The following is a 14,456-nucleotide window of genomic DNA, read 5'->3' on the forward strand; positions in this document are numbered from 1 at the left end:
TCGGAGAATCGCGGTGCGGCCGAGTACGGGCCACGACCCGACCTCTCGCGTGCCACGGCACGGCGTCTCGCGGCCGCGGTGAGGCGTCGTACGGCTCTAAGCCCGTGGAGCGGCTCTCAGCCGGTCGTGCGGCTTTCAGGCGGTTGTACGGCTCTCAGGCGGTTGTACGGCTCTCAGCCGGAGGCGGACAGCGAGGTCATGTCCAGGACGAGCTGGGGCGCGATCGAGAACAGCACGGCCGCCGCCAGAGCGAGCCCGACCGCCAGCCAGGCCGTCACCGGTGGCCTGTACGGGGACGGCTCCGCCCGGCCTGCCGGGGTGAAGAGGCGGGCCGTCCAGACGGCGTAGTAGTACAGGCCGATCACCGTGTTGACGGCCATGACCACCGCCAGCCAGCCCGCCCCACCGGCCACGATCTCCCGGAACACGAAGACCTTGGCGAACAGCCCGGCCAGCCCCGGCGGCAGACCCGCCAGGCAGACGAGGCAGAACGCGAGCGTGATGCCCGCCGCCGGCCGGCGCAGCGCCAGGCCGCGGTAGTCGTCGAGCTCGTTGCGGGTCGTGGTTCTGGACACGAGCATGACGACGGCGAACGCGCCGAGGTTCATGGCGGCGTAGATGACCAGGTAGGCGGTGGACGTGCCGACCGCGCCAGGCGTCGTGGCCGCCACCGCGAGCGGCGCCAGGATGTAGCCCGACTGCGCCACCGACGACCAGGCCAGCAGGCGTACGGCGGAGCGCTGCCGCATGGCCAGCAGGTTGCCCGCGGTCATGGTCAGCGCCGACACGATCGCCACGATCGGCGTCCAGGTGCCCGCCTGCCCGTACAGGGCGCTGACCAGCACGAGGATCAGCCCGGCGAACCCGGCCGCCTTCGAGATGACCGAGAGCAGGGCCGCCACGGGGATGGGCGCACCCTGGTAGACGTCGGCCGCCCACGAGTGGAACGGCACGGCGGCGATCTTGAACGCGAATCCTGCCGCCACGAGGACCACACCCACCGTGACGACCGCGGGCAGCTCCGCGCCGGCCGTCCCCTGCGGGTTGAAGACCTCCCCCAGGCGCGACAGGTAGACCGAGCCCGCGATGCCGTACAGGAGGGACACACCGAACAGCATGATCGCCGTGGACACCACCGACACGACGAAGAGCTTCACGGCGGCCTCGGAGGAGCGGCCGTCGTAACGTTTCAGCGCGGTGAGGGCGAAGACCGGGAGCGAGACCAGCTCCAGGGCCACCACCAGCATGATCAGGTCGCGGGACGCGGGCAGGGTCACCGCGCCGACGAGGGTGCACAGGAGCAGGAAGTACCACTCGCCCACGGGGATGGCGCCGCCCGCGAGCTCGGTCATCGACATCAGGACGATCACCACGGCGGCCGCCAGCACCATGCCCGCGAACACCAGCGTGAACCCGTCCACCACGTACGAGCACAGCACCTGACCGGCGGCGAGACCGGGCGGGACGCAGAACGTCGACCGCGGCGAGCCGTTTCCGAACGCCTGGGCCACCACGAAGCCCAGGGAGAGCAGGATGCCTGCGAGGGTGACGAGGCCCAGCCCGGTCCGGGTCCGCGGGCGTACGGGGAGGAACGCGTCGAGCAGCAGCACCAGCCCCGCCGCCAGGGCGAGCACCAGCGGGGGTGCGATCAGGAAGTAGTCGATCTGCTGGATCATGAGATGACTCCCAGCAGGGTCTGTACGGGTGGCGTGGTCAGCGACAGCAGGAGGCCGGGCCAGAGGCCGAACAGCAGGATCAGGACGACCAGAGGCGTCCAGGCCAGCAGCTCGTGGCGTTGGATGTCATCGGGGTCGAGGGTCGCCACGGCGGCCGGGCGCCGGGCCGGCGAATCGAGGGAGACGACGGGGCGTTCGTCGGGGGGCTCGTGGACGAGGTGGTCGTCCAGCGGCACGAGGTCGTCGGGCGGGCGGGGATCCGCGGTGGCGGTTCGGGGCCGGCCGTGGGTGACGCGTGACAACATGACCAGGAAGTACGCGGCCGTCAGCACCGCGCCCAGCCCCCCGATCACCATGTACGTGAGGAAGAGCCCGCGCGGCAGCCCGTCCGCCGGCTGGAACGCCCCGAACAGCGCCAGCATCTCCCCCCAGAACCCGGCCAGCCCGGGCAGCCCCAGCGACGCGATCGAGGCGAACGTGAGCACCGAGCCCAGCCGCGGCATCGTCGCCAGCATGCCGCCGCCCAGCACCGGCATCTCCGAGGTGTGGTAGCGGTCCTTGATGGCTCCTGCCAGGAAGAACAGCAGACCGGTGATCAGGCCGTGGGCGACGTTGGCGAACAGGGCGCCGTTGATGCCGACGGGTGTGAGCGTGGCGAAGCCGAGCAGGACGAAGCCCATGTGGCCCACCGAGGAGTAGGCGATCATGCGTTTCAGGTCGCGCTGGGCCAGGCAGGCCAGGGCGCCGTACACGATGCCGACCACGGCGAACGCCCCCAGCCATGGCGCCACCGCCGCCGCGCCCTCGGGCAGGACGGGGATGGCGATCCTGGCGAAGCCGTACGTGCCCATCTTCAGCAGCACGCCGGCCAGCAGCACCGAGCCGGTGGTGGGAGCCTCCGTGTGCGCGTCGGGAAGCCAGGTGTGCAGCGGCCACATGGGGGTCTTGACCGCCAGGCCGATGCCGATCGCCACGAACGCCAGGATCTGGATGGATCTCGGCATACCCGCGCCGTGTGCCGCACTCAGCGCCTCGATGTCGAGCGTGCCGGTCTGGGCCCAGACCAGGAGCAGGCCGAGCAGCATGACGACCGAGCCGAGCAGCGTGTACAGGATGAACTTGATCGACGCCGCCCTGCGCCCCTGGCCTCCCCAGATGCCGATCAGGAAGTACATCGGGATGAGGACGATCTCGAAGAAGACGAAGAAGAGCAGCAGGTCCAGGGCGAGGAACGTGCCGATCATGCCGACTTCGAGCACGAGCAGCGTGAACACCAGCGCCCTCGGCCTGGCGCTCATGAACCCGCTGGTCCCGCGCGCGCCGCCCCAGCACAGGTAGACGAAGCACAGGAACGTCAGCAGCGTCGTCAGCACGATCAGCGGCAGTGAGATGCCGTCCACGCCCAGGTGCAGGCGCAGCCCCAGGCCCGGGATCCAGGGCAGGTCGAGCTCGAACTGCATCCGGGCGGGGCCGCCGTAGTCGAACGCCGCCAGGAGGATCAGGCTCAGTGCCAGCGTGACGCCCGAGAAGATCAGTCCGTACGTCCGGAGCACGTCCCGGAACGTTCGCGGCGCGAGGAGGAGCAGAAGGGCGCCCAGCAGGGGTACTGCGAGGAGCGCGACCGGGATCCAGCCCATCACGTGAACACCACCGCCCCCACCGCGATCAGCAGGACTCCGGCCAGCACGCCGCTCACGTAGAGCTGGACGTTGCCGTTCTGAGCCAGGCGCAGCACCCCGGACAGGCCGCGGGCCGACGTGCCCGAGCCGCGCACCGCGCCGTCCACGACCACGTCGTCCGTCCTGACGACGAGCCTGGCCAGGGCGAGCACGGGACGGACGAACAGGGCGGCGTACAGGGTGTCGACGTAGAAGGCGCGCTCGCACGGCGCTCGGAGCGGGCCCAGCAGGCGGGCCGGATCGGCGACGGGGTCGAGGCGCCAGAACGCGTACACCGCCCCCGCGCCCATCGCCGCGAGCACGACGCTGACGAGCGCCACGCCGACGTCGAGATGCGGCTCGCCGGCGAAGCCCAGCAGGAGGGCGGGGGCCGCGAGCAGGATGACGGGCACGAGCATCGTGCGCGGGGCTTCCCTGACGTCGACGACGTGGGCGGTGCCGGGCTCGGGCTCCGGGAGCGCCACGGCCCGCGCCTGGCCGAAGAAGGTACGCAGCCAGGCTCTGGTGGCGTACGCGCCGGTGACGGCCACGGTCGCGAGCGCGCAGCCGTACAGGAGGAGGGCGGCCGCGTCCGTGAGGCGCCCGCTGGACAGCGCGCCGTCCATGGCCAGCAGGACGCCGTCCTTGCTGAAGAAACCGCTGGCCGGTGGGATGCCCATCAGGGCGGCGAACCCGATCGTCATCGTGACGAACGTGACCGGCAGCTCGCGGCGCAGCCCGCCCATCTGGGTCATCAGGTTGGAGCCGACGTGGTGGATCACCGCGCCCGCGCAGAGGAACAGCAGCGCCTTGAACGCGCCGTGGGTCAGCAGGTGGAAGACGGCCGCGGTGTCGGAGCCCGCGGCGAGTCCGCCTGCCATGTAGGCGAGCTGGCTGACCGTGGAGTAGGCGAGGACGCGTTTGAGATCGTCCTGGGCGAGCGCGGCCAGGGCGGCGCCCAGCATGCCCAGCGCGGCGATGACGGCCAGCACGTCGAGCGTGGGGCGGGCGGCGAGGAACGCGGGGAACAGCCTGGCCACGATGAAGATGCCGGCGGCGACCATGGTGGCGGCGTGGATCAGGGCGCTGATCGGCGTCGGGCCCGCCATGGCGTCGGGGAGCCAGGTGTGCAGCGGCACCTGGGCGCTCTTGCCCGCCACGCCTGCCAGCAGCAGCATCGTGGCCGTCACCAGGGTGGCCGTGGACATGTCGGGCACCTTCGCCAGCACGTCGGCGATGCGGAAGCTGCCCGCCGCCAGGCCGAGCACGAAGATGCCGAACAGGAAGCCGACGTCGCCGAGGCGGGTGACGAGGAACGCCTTCACCGCGGCGCGGGAATTGCCCCGGTCCTCCCACCAGTGGCTGATGAGGAGGTAGGAGCACAGGCCCATGATCTCCCAGCCGACGTAGAGGACCAGGAGGTCGCCCGCGTACACGACCAGCAGCATCGCGCTGGTGAACAGGCTGATGAAGGCGCTGTAGGAGGGGTAGCGGGGGTCGTCTTTGAGGTAGCCGACCGAGTAGACCTGGACAGCGAGGGCCACGAGGGTGACCAGGACGCCGATGACGCTCGACAGTGCGTCGGCCTGGAGGGTGAGCTCGATCGGGATGCCACCGGTGACGATCGTGCCGTAGGTGCGGCCCGTGGGCGGGATGGCGGTGCCGGCGAAGTAGGCCAGACCCGGGGTCCAGGCCAGGGCGACGGTCACGATCGCCGAGGCGGCCGTGGGGAGGATGGCGATCCAGGCGGCGCGGGTGTTCGCCGCCTGCCGGCGGGCCGCCGGGCTCTCGGGTCTGATCCGTGCTCGGCGGGAGAGCAGAAGGCCCGCGAAGGCGGCGGCGAAGGGCAGGAGCACGGCCAGCAGCGGGAAGGTCGTCATCGGGTGCCGCCCCCTCGTCTGACTGGGGCGCCCTCGCCGTCGCGGTGGTCGCCGGCCTCGACGGCCTCCGCCCGGGTGGCGGGGCCGGGCTGGGTGGCGGGGTCGGGCTGGGTGGCGGGGTCGGGCTGGAGGCGTACCACGGTCGGGGTCTCCGCATGGTCGTCGGCCGGTTCCGCCAGGTCGCGGAGCTGGTCGAGGTCCACCGTGCGGCGGTTCCTGTACAGCGCCAGCACGATCGCGAGGCCCAGGCCCACCTCGGCGGCCGCGATGACGATGACGAACAGGGTGAGCACCTGCCCGCTGTGCAGGCGGTCGCCGAGCCACACGTCGAACGCCACCAGGTTGAGGTTGACGGCGTTGAGCATCAGCTCGACCGACATCAGCACGAGGATCGTGTTGCGCCGGGCGAGCACGCCGTAGACGCCGATGGAGAAGAGGAGCGCGGAGACGACCGCCGGGTAGACGATGTGCACTAATGACCCCCGCTCTGGTCGGGTGGTGTGGTGCTCTTCGGCTGGTCGGGTGGTGCGGCGCCGTTCGGGCGGGCCGATGGCGGGGTGTTGTCCGGCGGTGGCGGGCCGGTGTGGGGCGGGCTGGTGCCCGGCTCGCTGGTGTGGGATGGCGCGCCGCCTGGGATGTCCGTACGGGACAGGACGATCGCGCCGATCAGGGCGGCCAGCAGCAGGACGGACAGGGCCTCGAACGGCAGCACCCAGGTGGCGAACACGCTGGCGCCGAGTTCCTTCGCGGCTCCCTGGCCCGGGGTGAGCGGGGCGTAGGCCGTACGGAAACCGTCGATCACCACCGTGACGAGGATCGCCGCCGTCGCCACCGCCACCAGGGCCGCGACCAGTCTGTTGCCGCTGTCGAGGTCGGTGGAGCGGCCGATGGGGGCGCGCGTGAGCATGATGCCGAACAGCATCAGCACGACCACCGCGCCCACGTAGATGAGCACCTGCACCCAGGCCACGAACTCGGCGGTCAGCACCAGATAACCGCCCGCCAGGGCACCGAAGCAGACCACGAGCCAGAGGGCGGCGTGGACCAGTTGCCTGGTCGTGACGACAAGCAGCGCCGATCCAACCGCTACCGCCCCCAGCAGCAAGAAGACGAGCTCTTGCCCGGTGGGTGACAGGTAGGAGGGCACCGCCTCGGTCACGACTCCTCCTCGGACTCCTTCTGGTCGTCAGGGCCGAGCCGCCCTGGCGGTCGGATGGATCGTGGATCGGCCATCCTGCGCCGGCGCGGGCTCGGGGCAGAAGTCTGCTCCTCGTTGCCGGGCTCCGGTCGCGATTTCTCCGCGCCTGTGGACGACTCGTCCGCGGGCGGTTGTGCTGTGGACGACGCTTGGTCCTGCGCCTTGCCGGGCGGTTGCGTTGTGGATGGTGCGTGGTCTCGGGCCTCGCCGGGTGGTTGCGCTGTGGATGGCGCCTCGCCGGATGGCTCTTCTTGTGGATGGGGCTGCTCGGTGGACGGGAGGGCGCCTGGAGGGCGGATGCCTCGTACGTTCGTCATCGGGCGGCGGGGGCGGCGCGACGGCGTGCCTGTTTCCGGTGTGCCCGTTTCCGGTGTGCCCGTTTCCGGCGTGCCTGTTTCCGGCGTGCTGGGGGCGGATTCGCCGGTCGTGGCGTCCGGGGGCGTTGTGCCGGTCGGCGCGTTCGGGGTGGGCCCGGCGCTCGTGGCCGGTTCCTGACCCTCGGCGGGAGCCGGGCGTGTCTGGGCGGCGGTGCGGGGGCGCTGAGCTGCAGACGTACGGGCCGGGCGGTCGGCGGCCGGGCGCCGGGGGGCCGCCGTCAGCTCCTTCGGAGGCTCGGCGCCGGCGTCGTGGGCCGGAGGCGGTGGGACGGCTTCCACCCAGGTGGCCAGCTTGTCCTTCTCGTGGAGGAGGTTACGGATGTCGCCTTCCGCGTACTCGAACTCCGGAGCCCAGAAGAGCGCGTCGAAGGGGCAGACCTCGATGCAGATGCCGCAGTACATGCACAGGGCGAAGTCGATGGCGAAACGGTCGAGGACGTTGCGCTGGCGGGCACGGCCACCCTCGGGGGCCGGGATCGTCTCCTTGTGGGAGTCGATGTAGATGCACCAGTCGGGGCACTCTCGGGCACAGAGCATGCAAGAGGTGCAGTTCTCCTCAACCAGGGCGATAACGCCTCGGCTGCGGGGCGGCAGATCGGGCTTGACCTCGGGATACTGCTGCGTAACCGATTTGCGCAGCATGTGGCGAAGAGTGATGGACAGCCCCTTCGCCAGTCCGACTCCCGGTATCCGCGCCATGGTTCAACATCATGACGCACTTGGGCGCGCACGTGAATGAGCCAGCGCGTTGTCCCCAGTTTTTCCACAGCTATCCACAGGCTGACGGGAGGTTATCCACAACCTGTGTGCATGCCCGATATGAACCACGGCATGGCGATAGTCTCTCGGCCATGCACCAAAGCCATCCCGTCCGCCCCAGTAGCCTGAGGTGGACGGCCGCCGTCGTGTGGGCCTGCCTGCCCTTGTTCACGTGCGGTCTGGCGACCCCGCTCACCATCGGGATCGCGGCTTTCTGGCTGCGCAACATCTGGCACGGTGTCGCCGCGGCCGTTTATCTGGTGTGCATCGGTTCGTTCCTCATCGCCGTGATGGCGTACGACGACTTCGAGGACATGCCTGGGCCGTTGTCCGCGTTCATCACGGTCGCGTTCTTCGCCAGCTGGCTCGGCGGGCTCATCCATTCCGGCATCCTCGTGCCGTTCATGGCGCGTGCCCGGCTCACGGCGGGGCTCCCGTACCAGCCGGTCGACCTGCGGCAGCGCACCACCGCGCCCAGCCAGCAGCGCGGGCCGGGCGACCCGGAGTGGGTCGGCCACTACCGGGTGCTGCAGCAGCTCGGGCGTGGCGGGCAGGGGTCGGTCTACCTCGCCATGGCGCCCAACGGGGTGCGGGTCGCCGTGAAGGTGCTGCACGATCTGGTGGACGAGGTGGCGCGGGCGAGGTTCGCGCGGGAGGTGGAGGCGGCGCGGCGAGTGGCGACGTTTTCCACAGCTCGCGTGCTCGATGTGAACATCACGGGGCGGCACGCGTACATTGTCAGCGAGTACGTGGAGGGGCCGTCGCTGGAGCAGCTCGTCAGGAAGTACGGGCCGCGTGACGAGGACAGCCTGACGCGGCTGGCGCTGTCCACGGCGGGGGCGCTGGCGGCGATCCACAAGGCGGGGGTCGTTCATCGCGACTTCAAGCCGAGCAACGTGCTGATCGGGCACGACGGGCCGCGGGTGATCGACTTCGGCATCGCGCGGGCGCTCGACCAGGTGACGATGACGGCGGGGAAGATGGTGGGGACGCCGCCGTACATGTCGCCTGAGCAGCTCACGGGGGCGACGGTGGGGCCGGCTTCGGACGTGTTCAGCTGGGCTGTGACGATCATGTTCGCGGCCACGGGACGGCCGGCGTTCGGGGAGGACACGGTGCCCGCGGTGTTCCACCGGGTGCTCACCTTCCACCCCGACTTATCGCCGTTGCCGCCCGCGTTACGAGGCATCGTGAAGTCCTGCCTGAACAAGCAGCCCGAGGAGCGACCTTCGGCCTCGGATGTCATGCTCGCGATCGTTCGCTGAGCTGAGCAGGGATCCGCGGGCTGCCCTGCTGGTGATCGATATGCGTGCGCAGCTCAGGGGGTGGCTTCTCCGGCGCTCTTCATGAAGGCGAGGTACTCCTCGCGGGACACCCGGTGTACGGCCAGGACGAGGTCGTGGCGTTTCGCGAACCGCTCCACGTCCGGTGGGGACCAGGGGCCTGGCAGGTGGTGGAGGGTTCGGCCGAAGCGGTCGAGGACGAGCAGGCCGGTCAGGTCCTCGTACCGGTAGAGGAGGAGGCTGAAGACCTGGCCCGGGCTCTCCCCCAGGCGGAGCTTGGCCACAACGTGGTTGCCCTGCGTGATGTGCAGCTTGTTCAGGGAGCCTCTGTGGAGGTACGGGCCGCCGTACGGGCCGAGGATCGTGCCGCGTCCGACGCGCCAGCGGTGGGCTCTGGCCAGGGCGGGGCGGAGGAGGAGTAACGCTGGGCTGAAGGCCACCAAGAGCCATTTGACTTCGATGAGTTCGAGAATTACCCGGCCTATCGTGGACAGGCCTCGCCAGGCTGCCCACATTCCCAGGGAGGCTAGATACGCCATCAGGGCGGCGCCTGCGATCGCCAGGCAAATGCCGAGCGGCTTGCGCCATCTGGCGGTGGAAGGGAGCGGGAGGCCGCGTACGCGGCGCCAACCTGGGGCGCGTGATGCGAGGGCGGCGCGGATCTTGCTGGAGGGGTGGTTGCGGGCGTCCTCCAACGGGATTCCGGCCTTGCGGGCGAATTCCTGGAGGTCGGTTTCGTGCCAGTCGCCTGGTAGGTCGACGAGGACCAGGCCGTCGGGGTCCAGGGCTGCGAGGCCTTGGATGGTGGATGGTTTTTGGCTGTCGGATTTCTGGTGGTCGTATCTGTAGTGGTAGAGGCGTGCGGGTGTCAGGCTGATCGAATCACCCGAGGCATTGTCGGTGACCGTCAGTGATTGGCGGGTGGAGGTCAGGATTGTTTGTGGGCGATGGCTGTCTTTTGTGGCGCCTGCGCATGGTCGGAGTTGGTTCACTCGTCGTCCCCCTCAGGGCCCCCTTGTTTTGGTACGACGAATAAGGCGGGCATAAGGGTTCCTCGGGATGCTGGGTTGCTGAGGGCGGGTTGGGGTGCGGGCCGACGTGTGGTGTGGGCGGGCAGGTGCGGGTGGTTCCGGGGCAGGGATGTGGGTCTTGTTCTGGGGTCAAGGGCAGGCGGGGCGAAGCGGGGTTTCTGGTGGGGAGTGCTCGGCTTGATGCTGCTGTCAGGTGAGGACTCTGACGATGCCGGTTAGGGCGAGTTGGGCGAGGGCGAGGGGGACCAGGACTGCCCAGGCCAGTTTCTGGAGCTGGTCCTCGCGGAGTCGCGGGTACGTGACGCGGAGCCAGATCACGATGAAGGCGAGGAAGAAGACCTTCAGGAGCGTCCAGAGCCAGCCGGGGAGGAACGGGCCCTGCCAGCCGCCCAGGAACAGGACGGTGGTCAGGAACGACAGGACGACGATGCCGGCGTACTCGGAGAGCATGAAGAGGGCGAAGCGCATGCCGGTGTACTCGGTCATCGGGCCCATGATGATTTCCGACTCGGCGATCGGCATGTCGAACGGGGGGCGGCGGAGTTCGGCGAGGCCGGCCAGGAAGAAGACGATGGCGCCGATCGCCTGCCAGGGGAGCCACCACCACTGCCACGCTTCGACGATCCCGGGGAGCGACAGGGTGCCCGCCGCCATGGCCACCGAGGACGCGGACAGGACCAGGGGCAGCTCGTACGACATGAGCTGGGCCGCCGAGCGCATGCCGCCGAGGACGGAATACTTGTTGGCGGAGGCCCAGCCGGCCATGATCGAGCCCAGGACGCCGATGCCCATGACGGCGAGGACGAAGAAGAGGCCGAGGTCGAGGTTCACGGCGACGCGGTCGCGGTCGATGGGGATGGCGATCAGGACGACCAGGTACGGGATCAGGGCCACACCTGGGGCGATCATGAAGATGCGGCGGTCGGCCGCGGCCGGGACGACGTCCTCCTTCTGCGCGAACTTCACCCCGTCGGCGATGAGCTGCGCCCAGCCGTGGAAGCCGCCCGCGTACATGGGGCCGAGCCTCGACTGCATGTGGGCCATCACCTTGTGCTCGGTCTGACCGACGATCAAGGGGAGGACCAGGAAGACGGCGAGGATGACGACGAAGCTCAGCACCACTTCAAGCATCAGGTGGCCCCCAGTCGGCTGGTACTCCTGGCGGAAGGGTCTTGCGGCGGCTCGGGGCGCCGTGGCCTGACTCGCCCGGCTCCTTGGCGCCCGGCCAGGGCTTGGCCACCCGGGCGGCCAGGATGAAGTCCTTGCGGAGCGGGTGGCCCTCGAAGCCGTCCGGGAGGAGGAGCGGGACGAGGTTGGGGTGGCCGTCGAAGATGACGCCGAACATCTCGTACGTCTCGCGCTCGTGCCAGTTCGCGCCGCGGTAGATGTCCACGGCGGTGGGGAGGTGCGGGTTCTCCCGGGGTACGTGGGTGCGGAGGAGCAGGCGGCGGCCGGCGGCCGGGTTGTAGACGTGGACGACGATGGCGAACGAGTCCGGCGGGGCGTCGACGCCGGTCAGCCAGTCGAAGAAGGTGAAGTCGAGGGTGTCGCGGACGTAGATGAGCAGGTCGAGCCAGTCGGTGGGGGCGACGTCGATGGTCGTGTCGCCGTAGGACTCGGAGATCTGGGCACGGTCGCCGAAGTGCTCGGTGATGGATGTCGGGGTGCCGATCCCGGTCGGGGTGCCGATCCCGGTCGGGGTGCCGATCCCGGTCGGGGTGCCGATCCCGGTCGGGGTGCCAGTCCCGGTCGGGGTGCCAGTCCCGGTCGGGGTGCCAGTCCCGGTCGGGGTGCCAGTCCCGGTCGGGGTGCCAGCGCCGGTCGGGGTGCCGGTCCCGGTCGGGGTAGGTGGGGTTTCGGCTGGGGGGCGGCTGGGGCTGGGGGTGGGCTCTGGGGGGTTTGTGGGGGTGTCGTTGTTGCTGGGCGGCGTGGGTGCGTTGTGGTCGTCGCCGGGGTTGTCGGTGGTCACTGCGACTCCTGGTCCGAGTTCGGGGTCGCGTCCTGAGGGTGGTCCGCGTGGGGGCGGGACCAGACGTAGCGGTCGCTGAGCTTCTCGGCGGCGATCTTCTCCTGGAGCTTGGTGATGCCGTACAGGAGGGCTTCCGGTCGGGGTGGGCAGCCCGGGACGTAGACGTCGACGGGGATGATCTGGTCCACGCCGTTGGTGACGCAGTACGAGTCCCAGTACGGGCCGCCGGTGTTGGAGCAGGCGCCGAACGAGATCACGTACTTGGGGTCGGGCATCTGCTCGTACAGGCGCTTCACGGCCGGGGCCATCTTGTCGGTGACCGTTCCTGAGACGATCATCAGGTCGGCCTGTCTCGGGCCGTTCGCGAACGGGATCACGCCGAAGCGGATGAAGTCATGGCGGCTCGTCGAGGCGGCGATGAACTCGATGGCGCAGCAGGCCAGCCCGAAGTTGAACACCCACAGGGAGTAGCGGCGGCCCCAGTTGAGGACGAAACGCATGGGTTTGGGCGCCAACCGTGAGATCGGGCCCACGGTGGGCATCGGGAGATCCGTTGCTGCCATATGGCCATTCTTGCGCGGATCACAGGTCAGGCAAAGGAACGAAGAAATCAAGGAATCGTGGGATTGGATGGGGTGGGATCTCCGCTGGGGTTGGGCGGGCGGTCTCGCTGGTCAGTGGTGGCGCGCTGAGCGGACTCCTCTGGTGGCTGGGCGGACTCCTCTGGTCGCTGGGCGGACTCCTCTGGTCACTGAGCGGACTCTCCTCCTCTGGTCACTGAGCGGAGGTCAGTGACCAGAGGGCCGATTGGGCGTTCTCTCTGAGCGTCTGTGCCACCTGGAGTGCGACTGATTCGAGTTCCTTGTCGATCGCCGGGCCGTCGGTGGCCGGCACCCGCCCCTGCTCGTACGGCAACGCGGCCACCCACTCCATCCGCAGGTACGTGGGCGGATGCGTGCTGTCCACCCGGAGTTCCTCCAGGCGGGCGGCACGGCGGCGGCGTTCGAGTTCCGAGGCGGGCAGGGCGTCGACGGCGGTGCGGAGGGCCGTCCACAGGTTCTCGGGCTTGGTGGTGTGCGCGCTCGTCCGCAGGAAGCCGACGGCGGAGGTCGCTCTGGTGTTCAGGGCGTCCAGGAGGGAGGTCATGGCGGGGGCGCCGGCGACGCGGGCGCCCAGTTCGTCGGCGCGGTACTCGGCACGCTGGGACGAGCGGTACAGCAGGAGCTCCATCGCCGCCACGAGGCCGCGGACGGGGAGGCCGAGGATGGCGAGCAGGGACTCGGCGATGAAGCGGGCCACACCGTCGCCCTCCCTCCAGTCGAAGCGGGTCACGTCATGCAGTACGGCGAGGGAGTGGAGTGCGCTGCCCACGACGAAACCGTGACGGCTGTCGCCGTTGCTCGAATGGGCCAGTTCGTGGGCGAGGAGCCCGATGCGTTCCTGCGGGGTGAGGATCAGCCACAGCGGGTAGCCGATCTCGATCACGGGGCGGCGGCGCAGGCCGTAGGTGCGGGATGAGGCGTTCACCTCGCCGCTGATGGCCACGATGTCGGTACGCGGGGCGTCTACCTCGGCGCCGATGCGGTCGAGCAGGGCGAACAGGTGTGGGGCCGTCTCCCGGGTGAGGGGGCGGGTGTCCGGTGGGAAGGGGGCGGCGCGGGGGCGTAGGAGCCAGGCCAGGTCGAGCGCCACCAGGGCCGGGAGGATGGCGAAGAGGGTGCCGCGGGTCAGGAGGTAGATGCCGAGGAGGAGGAAGGCCGGGGTGAGGAGGTGGGTCAGGACGGCGAGGGTGAAGACGATGGCGCGGGCGATCCCGGCTGGAGCGGCAGGGCGCTTGTGATCGGTCTGGGTGACGTGGCCGGGATTGAGGGCCCGCTCGGCCTCAGGAAGGTGGCCGATGTCGAGGGCCTGCCCAGTCTCTGGGAGGGGAGCGGTTCGGAGGGAGGGGCCGGAGCCGACGGCCTGCCCAGGCTCGGTAGGAGGAGCGGTTCGAGGGAAAGGGCCGGTCTCAGGGGTGGGAGTGGTGTGGTGGGAACGGAGGACGTCCTCGTGCAGGCCTCGGACCAGGCGAGCCTGTAAGCGGGCGAACCGGGTCTTCCGTGGGATGAAAGGGCGGCGGGCGACGTTCCAGTCGCAGGACGGGCACCACTCGGGATAGGGCGGCTCGGACGTGAGCGGGTGGTGGCACTCGGGACAGGCGGGCATGGCACAGCAAGATAGCCAGCCCCCCGGCCAAGCCACTACGTCCAGGTAAGGACCCGTTTGCGCCAGGCGTACAGGATGCCCAGCGCGATGAACCCCAGGAACACGAACATCTCCACCAGCGTGGTCAGGCCGTAGCCGGGCGCGTCGAAGACGGTGGCCCAGGGGAACAGGAAGACGGCGTCCACGGCGAAGACGACGTACAGGTAGGTGAAGACGTAGTAGCGCACCTGCGACTGCGCCCAGCCCTCCCCCACGGGATCGACCCCGCACTCGTACGTGGTCAGCTTCTCCGGGGTGGGGCGGCTCGGGCGGAGGAGGCGGTTGGCGAACAGGGCGCCGGCCACGATGGCGACGCCGAGGGCGAGGAGCGCGGCGACGAGTACGTACGACCCGTAGTAGCCGTCCATGAAGCGATGGTAA

13 protein-coding genes are annotated in these 14,456 nt (G+C 69.8%); 1 reads left to right on the plus strand and 12 read right to left on the minus strand.

All coding sequences use genetic code 11. From position 1 onward, the window contains the following. Positions 1-173: 173 nt before the first annotated feature. From HD593_RS55035 to HD593_RS55060, 6 genes are read right to left on the minus strand one after another with little or no spacing between them, the layout of a single operon-like run. Positions 174-1,676, minus strand: a complete 1,503-nt coding sequence (locus HD593_RS55035) for an NADH-quinone oxidoreductase subunit N (RefSeq protein ID WP_185110783.1) — start codon at positions 1,674-1,676, stop codon at positions 174-176. After that, positions 1,673-3,313: a complex I subunit 4 family protein gene (locus tag HD593_RS55040; protein WP_185112687.1), complete on the minus strand. Its 1,641-nt coding sequence runs from the start codon at positions 3,311-3,313 to the stop codon at positions 1,673-1,675. The genes HD593_RS55035 and HD593_RS55040 overlap by 4 nt, the downstream gene beginning before the upstream one ends. Then, positions 3,313-5,214, minus strand: a complete 1,902-nt coding sequence (locus HD593_RS55045) for an NADH-quinone oxidoreductase subunit 5 family protein (RefSeq protein WP_185110784.1) — start codon at positions 5,212-5,214, stop codon at positions 3,313-3,315. Before HD593_RS55045 ends, HD593_RS55040 begins: the two co-directional genes overlap by 1 nt. Then, positions 5,211-5,687: an NADH-quinone oxidoreductase subunit NuoK gene (gene nuoK / locus HD593_RS65615; protein ID WP_312904377.1), complete on the minus strand. Its 477-nt coding sequence runs from the start codon at positions 5,685-5,687 to the stop codon at positions 5,211-5,213. The genes HD593_RS55045 and nuoK overlap by 4 nt, the downstream gene beginning before the upstream one ends. Beyond that, positions 5,687-6,373: an NADH-quinone oxidoreductase subunit J family protein gene (locus tag HD593_RS55055; RefSeq protein WP_185110785.1), complete on the minus strand. Its 687-nt coding sequence runs from the start codon at positions 6,371-6,373 to the stop codon at positions 5,687-5,689. The genes nuoK and HD593_RS55055 overlap by 1 nt, the downstream gene beginning before the upstream one ends. Further along, positions 6,370-7,488: a NuoI/complex I 23 kDa subunit family protein gene (locus tag HD593_RS55060; protein ID WP_185110786.1), complete on the minus strand. Its 1,119-nt coding sequence runs from the start codon at positions 7,486-7,488 to the stop codon at positions 6,370-6,372. Before HD593_RS55060 ends, HD593_RS55055 begins: the two co-directional genes overlap by 4 nt. Before the next feature lie 152 nt (positions 7,489-7,640). Here HD593_RS55060 and HD593_RS55065 point away from each other — a divergent pair, with 152 nt between their 5' ends. Next, positions 7,641-8,813: a serine/threonine-protein kinase gene (locus tag HD593_RS55065; RefSeq protein ID WP_185110787.1), complete on the plus strand. Its 1,173-nt coding sequence runs from the start codon at positions 7,641-7,643 to the stop codon at positions 8,811-8,813. 53 nt (positions 8,814-8,866) lie between these two features. Here the strand turns inward: HD593_RS55065 and HD593_RS55070 are convergent, their stop codons facing one another. From HD593_RS55070 to HD593_RS55095, 6 genes are all read right to left on the minus strand, one after another. Then, positions 8,867-9,271, minus strand: a complete 405-nt coding sequence (locus HD593_RS55070) for a hypothetical protein (protein ID WP_185110788.1) — start codon at positions 9,269-9,271, stop codon at positions 8,867-8,869. Positions 9,272-10,051: 780 nt separating this feature from the next. After that, positions 10,052-10,993 (minus strand): NADH-quinone oxidoreductase subunit NuoH, encoded by a 942-nt coding sequence (gene nuoH, locus HD593_RS55075; RefSeq protein ID WP_185110789.1) that lies wholly within the window; start codon positions 10,991-10,993, stop codon positions 10,052-10,054. Further along, positions 10,986-11,831 carry an NADH-quinone oxidoreductase subunit C gene (locus tag HD593_RS64900; protein WP_312904378.1) on the minus strand — a complete coding sequence of 282 codons (846 nt, stop codon included), beginning with the start codon at positions 11,829-11,831 and terminating at the stop codon, positions 10,986-10,988. The genes nuoH and HD593_RS64900 overlap by 8 nt, the downstream gene beginning before the upstream one ends. Continuing rightward, positions 11,828-12,331, minus strand: a complete 504-nt coding sequence (locus tag HD593_RS55085; RefSeq protein ID WP_246547254.1) for an NADH-quinone oxidoreductase subunit B — start codon at positions 12,329-12,331, stop codon at positions 11,828-11,830. Before HD593_RS55085 ends, HD593_RS64900 begins: the two co-directional genes overlap by 4 nt. A 274-nt stretch (positions 12,332-12,605) precedes the next feature. Then, entirely contained in the window at positions 12,606-14,036 is a 1,431-nt protein-coding gene (locus tag HD593_RS55090; protein WP_185110791.1) for a M48 family metallopeptidase, read from the minus strand. Between the two features lie 35 nt (positions 14,037-14,071). Continuing rightward, the gene (locus HD593_RS55095; RefSeq protein ID WP_185110792.1) at positions 14,072-14,443 is read right to left on the minus strand and encodes an NADH-quinone oxidoreductase subunit A; all 372 of its coding nucleotides are present in this window, start codon (positions 14,441-14,443) and stop codon (positions 14,072-14,074) included. Between the last annotated feature and the right edge of the window lie 13 nt (positions 14,444-14,456).

The sequence above is a fragment of the Nonomuraea rubra genome, assembly GCF_014207985.1.
In the GTDB taxonomy this organism is placed as follows: Bacteria; Actinomycetota; Actinomycetes; order Streptosporangiales; family Streptosporangiaceae; genus Nonomuraea; species Nonomuraea rubra.

Bases quoted from the DNA above. Each gene is read 5' to 3' on its own strand.
- HD593_RS55035 (WP_185110783.1), bottom strand. From the start codon at position 1,676: ATGATCCAGCAGATCGACTACTTCCTGATCGCACCCCCGCTGGTGCTC.
- HD593_RS55040 (WP_185112687.1), bottom strand. From the start codon at position 3,313: ATGGGCTGGATCCCGGTCGCGCTCCTCGCAGTACCCCTGCTGGGCGCC.
- HD593_RS55045 (WP_185110784.1), bottom strand. From the start codon at position 5,214: ATGACGACCTTCCCGCTGCTGGCCGTGCTCCTGCCCTTCGCCGCCGCC.
- HD593_RS55060 (WP_185110786.1), bottom strand. From the start codon at position 7,488: ATGGCGCGGATACCGGGAGTCGGACTGGCGAAGGGGCTGTCCATCACT.
- HD593_RS55065 (WP_185110787.1), top strand. From the start codon at position 7,641: ATGCACCAAAGCCATCCCGTCCGCCCCAGTAGCCTGAGGTGGACGGCC.
- nuoH (WP_185110789.1), bottom strand. From the start codon at position 10,993: ATGCTTGAAGTGGTGCTGAGCTTCGTCGTCATCCTCGCCGTCTTCCTG.
- HD593_RS55085 (WP_246547254.1), bottom strand. From the start codon at position 12,331: ATGCGTTTCGTCCTCAACTGGGGCCGCCGCTACTCCCTGTGGGTGTTC.
- HD593_RS55090 (WP_185110791.1), bottom strand. From the start codon at position 14,036: ATGCCCGCCTGTCCCGAGTGCCACCACCCGCTCACGTCCGAGCCGCCC.
- HD593_RS55095 (WP_185110792.1), bottom strand. From the start codon at position 14,443: ATGGACGGCTACTACGGGTCGTACGTACTCGTCGCCGCGCTCCTCGCC.